Origin of the sequence: Streptomyces sp. W16 (genome assembly GCF_033194735.1) — a bacterium.
Lineage (GTDB): Bacteria > Actinomycetota > Actinomycetes > Streptomycetales > Streptomycetaceae > Streptomyces.
Window position 1 is genome coordinate 1 of record NZ_JAWOAI010000237.1, and the last position, 14,904, is coordinate 14,904.

The following is a 14,904-nucleotide window of genomic DNA, read 5'->3' on the forward strand; positions in this document are numbered from 1 at the left end:
TTCGGTCGGGCGAAGCTGAGAACTTAAGCGCCAGTAAACGGCGGTGGTAACTATAACCATCCTAAGGTAGCGAAATTCCTTGTCGGGTAAGTTCCGACCTGCACGAATGGCGTAACGACTTCTCGACTGTCTCAACCATAGGCCCGGTGAAATTGCACTACGAGTAAAGATGCTCGTTTCGCGCAGCAGGACGGAAAGACCCCGGGACCTTTACTACAGTTTGATATTGGTGTTCGGTTCGGCTTGTGTAGGATAGCTGGGAGACTTTGAAGCAGCCACGCCAGTGGTTGTGGAGTCGTCGTTGAAATACCAGTCTGGTCGTGCTGGATGTCTAACCTGGGTCCGTGATCCGGATCAGGGACAGTGTCTGATGGGTAGTTTAACTGGGGCGGTTGCCTCCTAAAGAGTAACGGAGGCGCCCAAAGGTTCCCTCAGCCTGGTTGGCAATCAGGTGTTGAGTGTAAGTGCACAAGGGAGCTTGACTGTGAGACCGACGGGTCGAGCAGGGACGAAAGTCGGGACTAGTGATCCGGCGGTGGCTTGTGGAAGCGCCGTCGCTCAACGGATAAAAGGTACCCCGGGGATAACAGGCTGATCTTCCCCAAGAGTCCATATCGACGGGATGGTTTGGCACCTCGATGTCGGCTCGTCGCATCCTGGGGCTGGAGTCGGTCCCAAGGGTTGGGCTGTTCGCCCATTAAAGCGGTACGCGAGCTGGGTTTAGAACGTCGTGAGACAGTTCGGTCCCTATCCGCTGCGCGCGCAGGAACATTGAGAAGGGCTGTCCCTAGTACGAGAGGACCGGGACGGACGAACCTCTGGTGTGCCAGTTGTTCTGCCAAGGGCATGGCTGGTTGGCTACGTTCGGGAGGGATAACCGCTGAAAGCATCTAAGCGGGAAGCCTGCTTCGAGATGAGTGTTCCCACCCCCTTGAGGGGTTAAGGCTCCCAGTAGACGACTGGGTTGATAGGCCGGATCTGGAAGGCGGGTAACCGCTGGAGGTGACCGGTACTAATAGGCCGAGGGCTTGTCCTCAGTTGCTCGCGTCCACTGTGTTGGTTCTGAAACCACGAACAACCCCACACCTCTGGGTTATGCGGGGTGTGGTGCGGTTGATTGTTTCATAGTGTTTCGGTGGTCATAGCGTGAGGGAAACGCCCGGTTACATTCCGAACCCGGAAGCTAAGCCTTACAGCGCCGATGGTACTGCAGGGGGGACCCTGTGGGAGAGTAGGACGCCGCCGAACAAATATTGCGAAAACCCCCGTACCGTTAATTCGGTACGGGGGTTTTCTGCGTTTAGGCTACCGTTGCTGACATGAACTACAAGATCCGTTCGATACGCGCCGACGAGTGGGCCGCGGCGAAGGAACTGCGGCTGGTCGCCCTGCAGGATCCCGTCGCGCATCTCGCCTTCCTGGAGACCTATGCGACGGCCCTGGCCCAGCCGGACTCCTTCTACCAGGAGCGGGCCGTAGGGGCCGCCGAAGGTGCTGAAAAGGCTCAGCAGATCATTGCCGAGGGGCCCGACGGCGAGTGGGTCGGGACGGTGACCGTGCTGCTTGAGGAGGCCGGGACCGTCGACTGGGCCGGCTTCGCGGTCGAGCGGAAGCAGGGGCACATCGTCGCCGTGTTCGTGCGCCCGGAGGTCCGGGGCATCGGGCTGACCGAGGTGCTCTTCGATGCTGCCCTTGAGTGGGCCTGGGGGCGCGGTGTCGAGCGGGTGCGGCTCATCGTGCACGAGGACAACGGACGGGCCCGGCGCTTCTACGGCAAGATCGGCTTCGTGCCCACGGGGGTCGTCGTGCCGATGCCCGGGACCGCTGATGAGCGCGAGCTGGAGATGGCGGTCGAGCGACCGTAGACGCCGTAGGCCTGTCTGCCCGGCCGGCTCAGTGAGCGGGAAGCGTCTCGCGCAGGAAGCCGGTCAGCAGGTCTGTCACTGTGGCGGGGCGCTCCAGGCTGGGGAAGTGGCCGGCCCAGGGCAGTTCGAGGTGGCGGGTGTGGGGGAGCAGACTCGGCAGTTGGGCCGCGATGTGCCGGAAGTCCGGCAGGTCCTGGCCGCCCGAGACGGCGAGCCCAGGTGCCTTGATCGCTGCGAGGTCGAAGTCGACCTTGTTCCGTCCGGCCCCGTCGGGGGCGGCCAGTTGTACGTCGAAGGCCTGCCGCTGCATTCCGCGGACCTTCTCCCGTACTGATTCGTCGGCGTCCGGGCCCAGCCAGGTGTCCACGTTCAGTTCTACGGCTCCCCCGACATCGCCCGCCTCAAGCAGTTCGTCCTCCCGCTCGCCGAACGCGCGGAGTTCGTCGGTGGGTTGGTGACCTGGGAGGCCGGAACAGAGCAGTGCCATCGCGGATACGCGGTCCGGGCGGCGGGCGGCGAGTTCCAGGGCGACCTGGCCGCCGTAGGAGGAGGCGATGAACGCCGCTTGCTCGATGCCCAGGGTGTCCAGGAGGTCGAGTACGTCCTCCGCGTCGTTGTGGCGGTGGTCCGGCAGGGGGGTCTGGCCGAAGCCGCGGAAGTCGCAGCGCACCACCCGGTAGCCGGCGTCGACCAGGGCCGGCCACTGTGGGTCCCACATTCGTCGGTCGCACACCGCGGAGTGGAGCAGTACAAGGGCGGGGCCGTCGTTTTCAGCTGTGTCGTGAGCAAGAGTCATGCGGCAGACCCTACGGGGGCGAAACGGCTGGGCACCCGTGAATTTCGGCGCTGACCTGCTCGTACGAGAAGAACTGCGGTTCCTAGACCGGGAGTTCGTGGTGCGGCCAGCGGGCCCTGGCCTGTTCCTGGGAGCGGAGGAGGGCCAGGGTGGGCAGGCCGCGGTCCGCTCCGGTGGACAGGAGGTCCGGGAGCTGGGGGAGTGGGGCCACCGCGGCGATGTCGTCCAGGACAAGCGTCATTGGTGGGTCGAGGCGACCGGCCGATGACCGTTCGGCCATGTGCCGGCCGCGCTCGACCACGCTTGATGCGAGGGCGGTGAGGAGAGGCATCGCACCCGGGTTCGTACGGGGGTCCTCGATGGATTCACCTACCAGATAAAGCGTGCCCCCTTCGTTCGCGAAGGAATCCAAGGAGAGGGCGTCAGTTCTGTTGGGTGTGCAGGCTTCGCGGATGTTGACCGTGAAGAGGGAGGACATTGCGCGGGTCGTCAACTCCTGGGCGATGTCCCTGCGTTCGGGGTGCGAGGTGAGGGCCGCTTCGAGTTCGCCTGCTGCGCCTGGGGCTGCCTTGGGGTTGGTGCGGAGGATGCGGACCGCGTCCTGGATCTGGGTGCCCTGGGACCAGCGGTGGACGTGGCGGATGGTGCGGCCGTCGATGGCGGCGGCGTGCAGGTAGCTGCGGAGGAGTGTTTCGGCCGTGTCTGCTACTGCCTGGTCGATCTTTGCGGTGGGTCTTACGGGGGCCAGGAGGGCGGCGGCTCGTTTTACCGCGGTCTGTTTGTCCTCGCAGCCGGTGGTGGGGGACCAGTGGAGGCGGGCCGGGGTGTCGCAGAGGTGGGTGGGGTCGTAGAGGAGGACCGGGCCCAGTTTGGCTCTGGCGTCCTTGGTGTCCTGCCAGATGGCGGGGTTTGACGTGACTACGAGGGCTGGGCCTTCCGCGTCCCGTACGGCTTGGGTTGCGGTTGCGTGGCGGGTTTCCGTCGTTGCCAGAAAGACTTTTTCCCACCCACCCACCCGTTCACCGTTTATTGGAGAGGCTGAGGCCGAGGCGAGCGGCGGTGCGCTCGGCGGCTGTTCGAGGAGGGCCGTCGGCTGCGCCTGCCCCTGCGGCTGAGGTTGCGGCTCCGGTCTCTGTGCTGGTACCTCGTGAACTTCCGGTGCCTGCCGCTCTGTTCGGCGTCGTGCCCGTACCGCTCGCCATCTCGCCACCGTGCCCATTGTGAACACGGTCAGGACGAACAGGACCATCAACTGGCCGATGAACAGGCCCCAGAAGAGGCCGTAGCCGGAGAGTTGGGTGGGTGGGGTTTCCGGCCAGGCGCCGGTGATGTCGTGCGGCTGGCCGATCAGGTGGCGCATGGCCAGGGGGGTGCGGGCGAAGGTCACGCCGTTGGGCCAGGCGCCGTGGGAGAACCAGGCCGCCAGGCCCGCGGCCGACCACACCAGCAGGGTCATGCCGAGGAGGAAGGCGAGCAGGCCGATCAACAGGCCGTCGGGGATGCCTCCTCGGCGTTCCCGTTCGTCGTTCGGTCTCATCTCGCCTCTTCGCCTCTCACGCCACCGTGGACTCGGAGGAGCCGTCGAGATCGCTCAGGTGCTGTTCCATGAAGGCCGCGGCGCGTTCCTCCGCCTCCAACTCGGCTGCGCGCAGGGCGTCGTCGGTCAGTTCCTGGTCGTGGTCGCGAGAGGACTGGGTCATCGCGCGGTCGGTGAAGACGAGGGGGCGTTCCGTCTCGGTGATCAGGTGTTTGACCACCTGGACGTTGCCGTTGACGTCCCAGACCGCGATGCCGGGGGTGAGGGTGGGGATGATCTCCACCGCCCAGCGTGGTAGGCCCAACACCCGCCCGGTGGCGCGTGCTTCGTCCGCTTTCTGGGCGTAGATCGTTCGCGTGGACGCCATTTTGAGGATCGCCGCCGCCTCCTTCGCCGCCGCGCCGTCGACCACGTCCGACAGGTGGTGGACCACCGCCACGAACGACAGGCCGAGCCGGCGGCCGAACTTCAGCAGGCGCTGGAACAGTTGGGCCACGAACGGGCTGTTGATGATGTGCCAGGCCTCCTCGACCAGGAAGATGCGCTTCTTCCGGTCGGGGCGGATCCAGGTGTGCTCCAGCCAGACGCCGACGATCGCCATCAGGATGGGCATGGCGATGGAGTTGCGGTCGATGTGGGACAGGTCGAAGACGATGAGCGGGGCGTCGAGGTCGATGCCCACCGTCGTGGGGCCGTCGAACATGCCGCGCAGGTCGCCGTCGACCAGGCGGTCGATGACGAGGGCCACGTCCAGGCCCCATGCCCGTACGTCGTCTATGGCGACGTTCATCGCCTCGGCCGACTCCGGTTCTGGGTGCCGTAGTTGCTCGACGATGTCCATGAGGACGGGCTGGCGGTCGACGATCGTCTCGTTGACGTAGGCGTGCGCCACCTTCAGCGCGAAGCCCGAGCGCTCGTCGAGGCCGTGGCCCATCGCCACCTCGATGATCGTGCGGAGGAGCGCGAGTTGGCCCGTCGTCGTGATCGCGGGGTCGAGGGGATTGAGGCGGATTCCCATGTCCAGGGCGGCTGTTGGGTCCAGGCGGATAGGGGTTATTCCCAACTCCTCCGCGATCAGGTTCCATTCGCCGACGCCGTCCTCGCCCTGGGCGTCCAGGACGACCACCTGGCGGTCGCGGAAGCGCAGTTGGCGTAGGACGTACGTCTTCTCCAGGGCCGACTTGCCGTTGCCCGACTCGCCCAGCACCAGCCAGTGGGGGGCGGGGAGTTGCTGGCCGTAGAGCTGGAAGGGGTCGTAGATGTAGCCCTTGCCGGAGTAGACCTCGCGGCCGATGATGACGCCTGAGTCGCCCAACCCGGGGGCGGCCGTGGGCAGATAGACCGCCTGCGCCTGGCCCGTCGAGGTGCGGACCGGGAGGCGGGTGGACTCGATCTTTCCGAAGAGGAAGGACGTGAAGGCGTCGGTGAGGACGGACAGCGGATCCCGCATCTGAGCCCTACCTCCGGATGCCCGTGGCGAACGGCAGTGTGTTCACAAACGCGCGGTGGTGCTCGCGGTCGCACCACTCCAGCTTCAGATACGACTTGCCGGCGGACGCCCTTATCGTGCGCTTGTCGCGCGCGAGGGCCTCGGGGTTGCGGGAGGAGACGGTGATGTAGCCGACCAGGTTCACACCGGCCGCGCCGCTCGCCAGGTCCTCGCCGCGCTGGTCCATGCGGCCGTGGGCGGCCACGTCACGGGGGTCGACGGTGCGGTTCATCTTGGCGGCGCGGGAGGCGTCGGCCTCGTCGTTCGTCTTCTCGGTCAGCATGCGCTCGATGGCTACTTCGGTGGGTTCGAGGTCCATCGTGACGGCGACCGTGCGGATGACGTCCGGGGTGTGGACGAGGAGGGGAGCCAGGAAGTTCACGCCGACCGGGGTCATCGGCCACTCCTTCACCCAGGCCGTGGCGTGGCACCACGGTTCGCGGGTGGACGACTCGCGGGTCTTCGCCTGGAGGAACGTCGGTTCCATGGCGTCGAGTTCGGCCGGCCAGGCGTTGCGCTTCGTCATCGCCTGGATGTGGTCGATGGGGTGGTCCGGGTCGTACATGGAGTGGATGAGGGAGGCGAGACGGCCCTGGCCCAGGGGCTGTCGTACGCGGATGTCGGCTTCCTGGAGTCGGGAGCAGATGTCCGTCAGCTCGCGCGCCATGACGACCGCGAGGCCCGCGTCCCGGTCGAGTTTGCGGCCCGCGTGGGGGCGGGTCGCGCGTGCCATCGCGTGGGCCTCGGCGGAGAGTTCGCGGTTGAAGTGCATGCAGGCGACGAGGTAGGCGCGGTGCTGCTCGCTGCTGGTGGACACCATCGACTGCAGTTGGTCGTACGACTGTTGCAGCCACGTCAGTGCCTTCTCGTCGCCGCGCTGGGCGACGTCCTTGGCGTGGGCGTCCGGGTCGGCGGGCAGGGTGCGGGCGAGCATCTGGATGCGGGTGACGAAGCCGTCGCCGTTCGCCACGTGCTTGAGGAGCGTGCCGAAGCGGTCGACGAGGGCCTCCTGGTCCTCGCTGTCGCGCAGTCCGACGCCCGGGCCCTCGATCTCGATGGCCGCGGTGACCGTACGGCGGTCGGCGTGCAGCAGTACGGCGATCTCGTCGGGGCCGAAGGGGGCGGCCAGCCAGTTGATGCGGCCGATGCCGGGCGGCGGGCCGATCTCGACCTCGCGTCCGTCGAGGTGGACGCCGGCCTCCATGACGGAGGAGCGGTACGTCGTGCCGTTGCGCAGCGTCCGCTTGTAACTGCGGTTGATCTCGAACCACTTGTAGAACGTGCGGCGCTTGTACGGCACGTAGACCGCCATCAGCGCCAGCATCGGGAAGCCCGTCAGCAGCACGATCCGCAGAGAGAGGACCGGGACGAGGAGCCCGCACATCATGCCGAGGAACGCGCCCACGATGATGAGCGCGATCTCGCCGGTCTCACGATTCTTGCCGACGATCGCGTTCGGCCGGGCACGGCCGATCAGATATGTCCGGCGGGGCGTGATCGGATGGGACAGGTGGGACTCTGTCGTCAACGCCCTTCACCTCCCGTGCGGTTGTTGCGGGCGTTGCTGGCGTGCGGGGTGTTCGCCGGGCTCTGGCGGGGCGGGGGCGCGGAGTTGGGGACTGCTCCGCCGCCGCCCGAGGAGGGGCGGGTGCTGTGGGCGGCGACGCCGCCGGAGACCGGGTTGGACGGGCGGGCGCCGCCGGAGGACTGGCCGCCGCCTCCGCCGTCGTTCGTGCGGGCGCTGTGGGTCTTGATGCCCTGGGCGACCATGGTGGCCGGGGAGCTGATGACCGCGGCGGCCTTGCTCTCGGCGCCCTGCATGATGCGGTTGTTGCGGCCGTTGGCGATGTCGTCGCCGAAGCCGGGGACGAAGCGGTAGATCATCGCGCTCGCGAAGATGGCCAGCAGGATGATGGCGAGGCCGGAGACGACGGCGGAGAACGAGTCCGGGCCGTCGGCGGAGGACAGCGCGCCGGCCAGGCCGAGGACGATCACGATGACCGGTTTCACCAGGATCACCGCGATCATGATGCCCGCCCAGCGGCGGACGTGGCCCCACAGGTTCTTGTCGACGAGGCCCGCGTAGACGACGGTGCCGAGGAGGGCGCCGACGTAGAGGAGGGCGGCGCGGATGACGAGCTCCAGCCAGAGGACGCCGGCGGCGAGGATGCTGACCAGGGAGACGACGATCAGCATGATCGGGCCGCCGCCGATGTTGTTGCCCTTGGCGAGGGCGTTGGAGAAGTTGCCGAAGAAGGTGTCCTGGTTGCCGGTCGTCTTCGCGAGGACGTCCGAGATGCCGTCCGTGGCGGAGACGACTGTGTACAGGATCAGGGGTGTGAACGCGGAGGCGATGACCGTGAGCCAGAGGAAGCCGACGGCCTCGGAGATCGCGGTGGTGAGGGGGACGCCTCGGACCGCGCGCTTGGCCACCGCGAGGAGCCACAGGAGGAGCGTGAGGATCGTGGACGCGGCGAAGACGACGGCGTACTGCTGAAGGAAGCGGGAGTTCGTGAAGTCGACGTTCGCCGTGTCCTTCACCGCGACACTGAGCTTGTCGATGGTCCAGGAGGCGGCTTCGGCGCAGCCCTTGGCGAGGGAAGAGAGGGGGTCGAGGGTGTCGGTGGTGCTGGGGGTGGTGGAGCCCGAACCCTTCTTTCCGTTCTCGCAGATGTCCTTGGCCTCGCCGACCAGGAGCTTGCACTGCTGAGCCGTCGACGACGACCCTGTCGGTGTCGGGGTGGGCGAGGGGGCCGCGACGGCATGGGTGGCCAACAGCACGGCAGCGGTCTGTACGGCGGTGAAGGCGGCCGCGGCCTTGAGCACGAGACGTGAGCTACCGGGCATAGGTGAACCCTCCGTACTCCTGGACGGCCTTGGCCATCTCGTCGGCAGTCGATGCCTTGTTGTCGCCGGGGACAGGGGCCGGGCCGTCCTTCTGGGAGAAGCTGTCGGCCTTCCAGTCGCCGTCCGCCCAGCGCAGGTGGAGCGTCAGGGTGAACCAGTCGCTGGTCACCGGGTTGGTCGAGACAGTGCCGGCCGTGCCGTACAGCCCGGTGCACCAGACTTCCACCGTTGCCGCGGTGTCCGAGTAGCTCGTGACCTTGGTGCCGATGGGCACGGTGCGGGAGACGTAGGTGTTGCCCGCGCTCGCGTTGCCGTTCCCGTCCAGGCCGAGCTTGCTCAGGAACTCCTTGGAGTAGGCCTGGTCGAGGCTGTTCTGCAGCGCGGTCTGCTGGCCGGCGACGAAGACCTGCTGCACGATCTCCGTCCGCCGGGCCGGCTTGAGGATGTCCGCCGAGACGAGCACTGTCGCGTAGTTGGTCGCCGCGCTCTCCGCACCCTGCTGGCTGTGCGCGAACCCGGCGGGAATCCCGCCCGCCTTCGTCTCCACCGGCTTCGTCCCGCTCGCTGCCGTCGATGTCGCGTCCGGCTTCGAACCGCCGGACGTGGTCGTGTCGTTGGAGGAGGAGTCGTTGCCGCCGCGGTTCGCGAAGGCGATTGCGGCGATGAGGAGGACGACTACTCCGACGACTGTGACCAGGCTTCTGGAGGAGGATCGGCCGCCTTTGCGGGCGCCGCCGTAGACGTCACCGGTGGGCTGGGGGTAGCGGGTTCGGGTCTGGCCGGTGCCGCCGTAACCGCCGGAGGTCTCGTGCTCGTCTCCGGAACTCATGCCGGGTACGCCCCTTCGCCGTCGTCCAGAAACATCTGGAAGTACGACGGTAGCCGTGCTGGTTCCCGCGCGGGCGCGGTGTGGTGACTCGACATCAGGGAAACGCAACCTCAGCCGGTGGGCGCGACGGGCGGGTGGGGTGGGGAGAGGGCGGGCGGTCGAGGTCGGCGGCTATACGGCCATGCCGTACACGATCGTGAAGAGGGTGCCTAGGGAGCCGATGATGAAGACCCCGGTCAGCCCGGCGATGATGAGGCCCTTGCCCTGCTCCGCGCTGAAGGTGTCGCGGAGCGCCGTCGCGCCGATGCGCTGTTTGGCGGCACCCCATACGGCGATTCCGAGACAGAGGAGGATGGCGACCGCCATCACGACCTCGATCATCACCTTGGCCTCGTTGCCCAGGCTGCCGAAGGGGCCCCAGTCCGGAGCGATCCCGCCGATGATGGTGTTGATGTCTCCCTTGTCGGCCGCAAAGAGCATGTAAGTCACCGCCCCTGGTGGGTAGTTCCGCATCCCCTGCAGGTGCGCAGAGGTCAGGCATCATTGTCGCCGACAATCGCGCCGTCGTATGTCGACTTGGCGTCATTGGTTGGCGAGTTTCGTACGAATACTACGTACGGTCACTCTGTGTATCACGGTAGGTAACGCCGGGCAATGAGGCCTGGGCGGAACCTGTGCGTGGTTCGGTCGTTAGCCCCTGATTATCGAGTTGCTCGTGCTGATGTTCTCATGATGAACGGGCCGCGGCTGGATGCCGCGGCCCGTTCTCCCATGCCACGTGTGGCCCCCACGACCCACGGTGGCATGACATGTGACTGAGGATCAGCTCAGGGTGGGGGTCAGGTCTGCGTCAGTTGGCGAAGGCCGAGATGCCTTCCGGGGTGCCCCAGCCGGTCGGGCCGTCGTAGCCGGTCTCGGCGGTGCAGAAGTACGCCGTCGAGCAGGAGCCGTTGTAGCCGCTCGTCACGTCGTTGAGGGACGAGGTGCCCGCGTAGTCGTAGGGGTACTGCGCCGGGTAGGTGCCGCTGGCGGGGGTGCCGGCGAGGGCGTAGACGCCGGCGATGATCGGGGCGGAGACGCTGGTGCCGCCGAAGGTGTACCAGCCGGCGGTGACGCCGTAGGAGTCGTAGACGGAGACGCCGGTGGCGGGGTCGGCGACGGCGGAGACGTCGGACTCCATGCGCTTGGTGCAGCCGGTGTCGGTCTGCCAGGTGGGCTTGGCGTCGTAGGAGGAGCAGCCGGAGCCGGTGCCCTCGGTGCTGGAGGTGCGCCAGACGGCCTCGGTCCAGCCGCGGGTGGTGGAGGAGGTGGAGAGCTTGGTGCCGCCGACTGCCGTCACGTACCGGGACGTTGCCGGGTACTCGGCGCCGTAGGCGCTGTCACCGGAGGAGACGGTGATGGCCACGCCCGCGTGGTTGTAGTACGAGGTGTCGTACGTCGTCTGGGAGGAGGACTCCGAGCCGCCGTAGCTGTTGGAGACGAACTTGGCGCCGAGGGCTACGGCCTCGTTCTCGGCGGTGCCGAGGTTGGCGTAGCTGGCGCTGGTGGCCTCGACGAGGGTGATGTTGCACAGCGGGCAGATCGCGGAGGCCATGTCGAGGTCGAGGGAGATCTCCTCGGACCAACCCGCGTCGCTGGAGGGCAGCGAGGTGGTGGAGCCGGTCTGACTGACCTTCTTGAAGCAGCCGTTGGCCGTCGTGCAGGCCGAAAGGCCGTAGTACGAACGGTAGGTGGCGAGGTCGGCCTCGGCGTTCGGGTCGTTGTACGCGTCGACGATCGCGATCGTCTCACCGGAGCCGTTGGAGGCGGCGGCGGAGGTCAGGCCGTAGGCGGAGCGGAGGTTGGTGGGGCTGTAGCCGGAGGGGGTCGTCGCGTCGGCGGCCTTGGGGGTGATGCCGGTCTTCGCGGCCTGCATCTTCTGGAAGGCGGTGAGGCCGCCGGTGACGCGGTAGGACTTGCAGGTGAGATCGCCCGTGTGCTTGGGGGTTGCACAGGGGGTCGCGGCGTACGTCACCGCGGTGGAGGTGGTGGCGCTCGATGCCGCGTCGGCCTGTACGGCGGTGCCGAGGCCGGTGAAGACGAGTGCGGCGGTGGCTACGGCGGCGGACCCTATGCGGCGCCATCTACCGTGCGTGTGGGGGGAGTTGGGGGTCGTGGTACGCAAGGTGCAGCCTCCTGAGTTGGTGGAACAGGGGCGGTGCGGGTGCGTGTCGCCGGTGCGGTTTCCCCGGCGGTGGGGGGCGGCCCGCGATGACCATCTCTTGTTGAGTACGCGACAACAAGGGGCTGCTGGAATCCTGACTTCCGGCTTACCGAACAGGGTCTGGCTCTTTACCAAACCCACAGGTTTTTCATGGGAGTCGGCGGCTGTGGAACGGCGAACGGGCCGCGGCTGGTTGCCGCGGCCCGTTGCCACTTGCTCCGCCAAGGGGACCCCACGTCCCCCTCTTACCGGCGGCTCCCCGTGACCCGACGGGGAGGCTCTGCGGGAGTGCGTCAGCCGGTGAAGGCCGAGATGCCCTCCGGGGTGCCCCAGCCGGTCGGGCCGTCGTAGCCCGAGGTGGCGGTGCAGAAGTACGACGTGGAGCAGGAGCCGTTGTTGCCGCTCGTCACGTCGTTCAGGGCGGAGGTGCCGGCCGCGGCGTAGGGGTACGAGGCCGGGTAGTCGCTGGTGCCCGGGGTGCCGGCGAGGGCGTAGACCGAGGCGATGATCGGGGACGAGGCGCTGGTGCCGCCGTAGGTGCCCCAGCCGGTGCCGTCGGAGCCGTAGGTGTCGTAGACGGAGACGCCCGTGGCCGGGTCGGCGACCGCGGAGACGTCGGAGATCATGCGCTTGGTGCAGCCCGTGTCGGTCTGCCAGGTGGGCTTCGCGTCGTACGCGGAGCAGCCGGAGCCGGTGCCCTCGGTGCTGCTGGTCTTCCAGACGCTCTCGGTCCAGCCGCGGCTGTTCGAGGAGGTCTTGAGGGCGGTGCCGCCGACCGAGGTGACGTACCGCGAACCGGCCGGGTACTCGGCGCCGTAGGCCTCGTCGCCCGCGCTCGCGGTGATGGCGACGCCCGCGTGCTTGTAGTACGAGGTGTCGTACGTCGTGTCGGAGGAGGACTCCGAGCCGCCGTAGGAGTTCGAGACGAACTTGGCGCCCAGCTTGACGGCCTCGTTCACCGCGGTGCCCAGGTTGGCGTCGCTCGCCGACTTGGCCTCGACCAGGAGGATGTTGCAGTTCGGGCAGGTCGCGCTGACCATGTCGAGGTCGAGGGACTCCTCGCCCGCCCAGCCGCTGTCGGCGGTCGGGAGGGAGGTCGTCGAGCCGGTCTGGCTGACCTTGGTGAAGCAGCCGTTGGCGACCGTGCAGGCCGAGAGGCCGTAGTACGAGCGGTAGGTCGCGAGGTCGGCGGCGGCGTTCGGGTCGTCGTAGGCGTCGACGATCGCGACGGTCTCGCCGGAGCCGTTGGCGGAGGCGGCGCTCGCCAGGCCGTAGGCGGACTGGATGTCCGAGGGGCCGTAGCCGGTGGGGTCGGCGGAGGCGGCCTTCGGGGAGATGGTCTTGGGCGCGATGCCCTTCAGCGCGGCCTGCTTCTCCATGAAGGCGGTGGTGCCGCCGGTGACACGGAGGGCGTTACAGGCGGCGAACCCCTTCTTCGGGGTGGCGCCGCAGGCGGCCTTCTCGTACTGCACATGGGCCTTGGCGACCTGTGCGGCGATGGCCTTGGCGCTGACCTTCTTGGTGCTCGCGGTGGTGTCCGCGGCGGCGCTCGCGTGGGCCGCGGTGCCGAGTCCGGCGATCAGGAGCGCGGCGGTCGCGGCGGCGGCAGAACCGATTCTTCGCCAGTTGCCGCGTATGTGGGGGGAGTTGAGCGGTGACGTACGCAACGTACAGCCTCCAGAGAGGGGTTGGCAGAGGGCTGCGGGTGGGGGGTCCACCGGTGAGGTTCCCGGTGGGGGCGGCGGCCCGCGACGACCATCTCTTGTTGAGTACGTGACAACAAGGTGGATTCCGGAACTCTGACTTCCGCGTTACTCAAGGGGGTTGGGGGATTGCTGATCAATGGCGCCGGGATGGCGTGGCGATGGCCCGGGCTTGACTCTCTCCACGGGAACTCCACAGCGTGACGCGCGTTGACAAGCGTCGGGGAGGGGGAGTCGGGGGCGTTGTGGGGGTGCGCCGGAGGTGGGCTAGAAATGCCTGAGGAGCTGGCGCAGCGGATGCCCGAGCGCGGCTGTGACGGAGGCCAGTTCCTCCGCGGTCAGCCATCCCCGGTTCGGGTACAGGGCCTCGATCCTGAAGCTCGCGAAGCCCATCGGCCAGTCGTAGGCCAGCTCGTTGAGTGATGTCTCGGCGCCGCAGCAGGGGGCCGTGACCAGGAGTGTGGAAAAGCCGGCGTCGTAACACTCCTGAACGGCTTCGCCCCACCAGTCGCCGGCTTCCGCGCCGCAGTGCGGGCAGCGGATCGTCGTCAGGTTCGCGCCGCAGTGGACCAGCTCGACGGTGTCGTGCCAGGTGGCTTTGAGGCCGCGGCGGGCGTCGGCGTCGGGGAGCAGGTCGGACAGGGCGGCCTTGGCGTGGTCCGCGGCGGCCCGGTCGGGTTGCCAGTGCGGGTCGGTCGGAATCACCGTCAAGTAGTTGTCGCTCACCGCTCGTTCTCGCGGGGCTTGAGGCCGTGCAGCAGGTGGTGGACCAGGGTCGGGATGCCGGCGACCGCGGCCTCCGGGGTGAGTGTGCCCTGGGCCGCGAACGACGCCGTGCCGTGCAGCGCGGCGCCGACCACCAGGCCGACGGTCCAGGGGTCGCCGGCGACGATCTCGGCGCGCTCCTGGGCGTCGGTGATGATCCGCACGAACGGGACCGTCGTGCTCTCGACGGCTGCCCTCAACTGCTCGGAGATGTCCGGGTCGTGCTTGCGCGAGTACATGACTTCGAGCAGCTCCGCGTTGGACGTGGCGAAGTGCACGTACGCCTTCGCCAGCGCGGTGAGGCGCTCCTCCAGTGGCAGCGCCGGGGTGTCCGCGCCGTTCAGCACCTGGGCCATGCGCTCGAAGCCGGACAGGGCCAGCGCGTCGACGAGGGCCTGCTTGTCCTTGAAGTGGCGGCCGGGGGCGGCATGGCTGACCCCGATGTCCCGGGCGAGTTCGCGCAGGGACAGGGCCGCGACGCCCTTCTCCAGCAGGGTGCGCTCCGCGCTCGCGAGCAGGGCGGAGCGCAGGTCTCCGTGGTGATAGGGGCGTACAGGCATGCGAACCATCGTATCCCGATGTAGTCGGCGCCAGCATTGTTGCCGACGACATCATTGTTGTCATTGACAGCATTGTAGTCGTTGCCTACATTGGGAGCATGGACAAGACGGACAAGACCATCAGTGGCAAGGACAGCGGCAAGGGCGTCGGCAAGGCGGCCAAGTGGGACGCGAGCCGGATCCCCGACCTCTCCGGCCGGACGGCGGTCGTCACCGGCGCCAACAGCGGTATCGGCTTCGCCGCCGCCGCCGAGCTGGCCCGCGCGGGCGCGCACGTCGTGTTCGCCGTACGGGACCTGGAGCGCGGGCG

General features: G+C 67.7%; 13 protein-coding genes and 2 rRNA genes. 4 read left to right on the forward strand and 11 right to left on the reverse strand.

The window, feature by feature from the left end; genetic code table 11:
- The 3 genes from R6V09_RS28220 to R6V09_RS28230 all read left to right on the forward strand — a co-directional run.
- Positions 1-1,036: ribosomal RNA gene (locus R6V09_RS28220) — 23S ribosomal RNA — on the forward strand; the annotation flags it as partial.
- A gap of 95 nt (positions 1,037-1,131) precedes the next feature.
- Positions 1,132-1,248: ribosomal RNA gene (rrf, locus tag R6V09_RS28225) — 5S ribosomal RNA — on the forward strand.
- Positions 1,249-1,319: 71 nt separating this feature from the next.
- A complete protein-coding gene (locus R6V09_RS28230; RefSeq protein WP_317884259.1) occupies positions 1,320-1,865 on the forward strand; it encodes a GNAT family N-acetyltransferase in 546 nt (181 codons plus the stop codon).
- A 28-nt stretch (positions 1,866-1,893) separates the two neighbouring features.
- On the opposite strand, the gene R6V09_RS28235 is transcribed toward R6V09_RS28230, so the two are convergent.
- The 11 genes from R6V09_RS28235 to R6V09_RS28285 all read right to left on the reverse strand — a co-directional run bounded on the left by R6V09_RS28235 (position 1,894) and on the right by R6V09_RS28285 (position 14,594).
- Positions 1,894-2,661 (reverse strand): alpha/beta fold hydrolase, encoded by a 768-nt coding sequence (locus R6V09_RS28235; protein ID WP_317884260.1) that lies wholly within the window; start codon positions 2,659-2,661, stop codon positions 1,894-1,896.
- Positions 2,662-2,743: 82 nt separating this feature from the next.
- Positions 2,744-4,198: a type IV secretory system conjugative DNA transfer family protein gene (locus R6V09_RS28240; protein ID WP_317884261.1), complete on the reverse strand. Its 1,455-nt coding sequence runs from the start codon at positions 4,196-4,198 to the stop codon at positions 2,744-2,746.
- A 16-nt stretch (positions 4,199-4,214) separates the two neighbouring features.
- Positions 4,215-5,648, reverse strand: coding sequence for an ATP-binding protein (locus tag R6V09_RS28245; protein ID WP_317884262.1), 1,434 nt, complete (start codon positions 5,646-5,648; stop codon positions 4,215-4,217).
- Between the two features lie 7 nt (positions 5,649-5,655).
- A complete protein-coding gene (locus tag R6V09_RS28250; protein ID WP_317884263.1) occupies positions 5,656-7,215 on the reverse strand; it encodes an SCO6880 family protein in 1,560 nt (519 codons plus the stop codon).
- Positions 7,212-8,534 carry a hypothetical protein gene (locus tag R6V09_RS28255; RefSeq protein WP_317884264.1) on the reverse strand — a complete coding sequence of 441 codons (1,323 nt, stop codon included), beginning with the start codon at positions 8,532-8,534 and terminating at the stop codon, positions 7,212-7,214. Before R6V09_RS28255 ends, R6V09_RS28250 begins: the two co-directional genes overlap by 4 nt.
- A complete protein-coding gene (locus R6V09_RS28260) occupies positions 8,524-9,363 on the reverse strand; it encodes a hypothetical protein (protein WP_317884265.1) in 840 nt (279 codons plus the stop codon). Before R6V09_RS28260 ends, R6V09_RS28255 begins: the two co-directional genes overlap by 11 nt.
- A 171-nt stretch (positions 9,364-9,534) precedes the next feature.
- Entirely contained in the window at positions 9,535-9,843 is a 309-nt protein-coding gene (locus tag R6V09_RS28265) for a hypothetical protein (protein ID WP_014673544.1), read from the reverse strand.
- A gap of 370 nt (positions 9,844-10,213) precedes the next feature.
- Positions 10,214-11,527, reverse strand: a complete 1,314-nt coding sequence (locus R6V09_RS28270) for a S53 family peptidase (RefSeq protein ID WP_317884266.1) — start codon at positions 11,525-11,527, stop codon at positions 10,214-10,216.
- Between the two features lie 332 nt (positions 11,528-11,859).
- Positions 11,860-13,233, reverse strand: coding sequence for a S53 family peptidase (locus R6V09_RS28275; RefSeq protein WP_317884267.1), 1,374 nt, complete (start codon positions 13,231-13,233; stop codon positions 11,860-11,862).
- Positions 13,234-13,536: 303 nt separating this feature from the next.
- On the reverse strand, positions 13,537-13,995 hold the full coding sequence (locus R6V09_RS28280; protein WP_317884268.1) for a hypothetical protein: 459 nt from the start codon (positions 13,993-13,995) through the stop codon (positions 13,537-13,539).
- Positions 13,992-14,594, reverse strand: coding sequence for a TetR/AcrR family transcriptional regulator (locus tag R6V09_RS28285; RefSeq protein ID WP_317884269.1), 603 nt, complete (start codon positions 14,592-14,594; stop codon positions 13,992-13,994). Before R6V09_RS28285 ends, R6V09_RS28280 begins: the two co-directional genes overlap by 4 nt.
- A 62-nt stretch (positions 14,595-14,656) precedes the next feature.
- On the opposite strand from R6V09_RS28285, the gene R6V09_RS28290 reads away from it, so the two are divergent.
- Positions 14,657-14,904: SDR family NAD(P)-dependent oxidoreductase (locus tag R6V09_RS28290; protein WP_317884270.1), on the forward strand; the 248-nt coding region annotated here is incomplete at its 3' end.

Coding starts and splice junctions, on each gene's coding strand:
- R6V09_RS28230 (WP_317884259.1), top strand. CDS start 1,320: ATGAACTACAAGATCCGTTCGATACGCGCCGACGAGTGGGCCGCGGCG.
- R6V09_RS28235 (WP_317884260.1), bottom strand. CDS start 2,661: ATGACTCTTGCTCACGACACAGCTGAAAACGACGGCCCCGCCCTTGTA.
- R6V09_RS28240 (WP_317884261.1), bottom strand. CDS start 4,198: ATGAGACCGAACGACGAACGGGAACGCCGAGGAGGCATCCCCGACGGC.
- R6V09_RS28245 (WP_317884262.1), bottom strand. CDS start 5,648: ATGCGGGATCCGCTGTCCGTCCTCACCGACGCCTTCACGTCCTTCCTC.
- R6V09_RS28255 (WP_317884264.1), bottom strand. CDS start 8,534: ATGCCCGGTAGCTCACGTCTCGTGCTCAAGGCCGCGGCCGCCTTCACC.
- R6V09_RS28260 (WP_317884265.1), bottom strand. CDS start 9,363: ATGAGTTCCGGAGACGAGCACGAGACCTCCGGCGGTTACGGCGGCACC.
- R6V09_RS28265 (WP_014673544.1), bottom strand. CDS start 9,843: ATGCTCTTTGCGGCCGACAAGGGAGACATCAACACCATCATCGGCGGG.
- R6V09_RS28285 (WP_317884269.1), bottom strand. CDS start 14,594: ATGCCTGTACGCCCCTATCACCACGGAGACCTGCGCTCCGCCCTGCTC.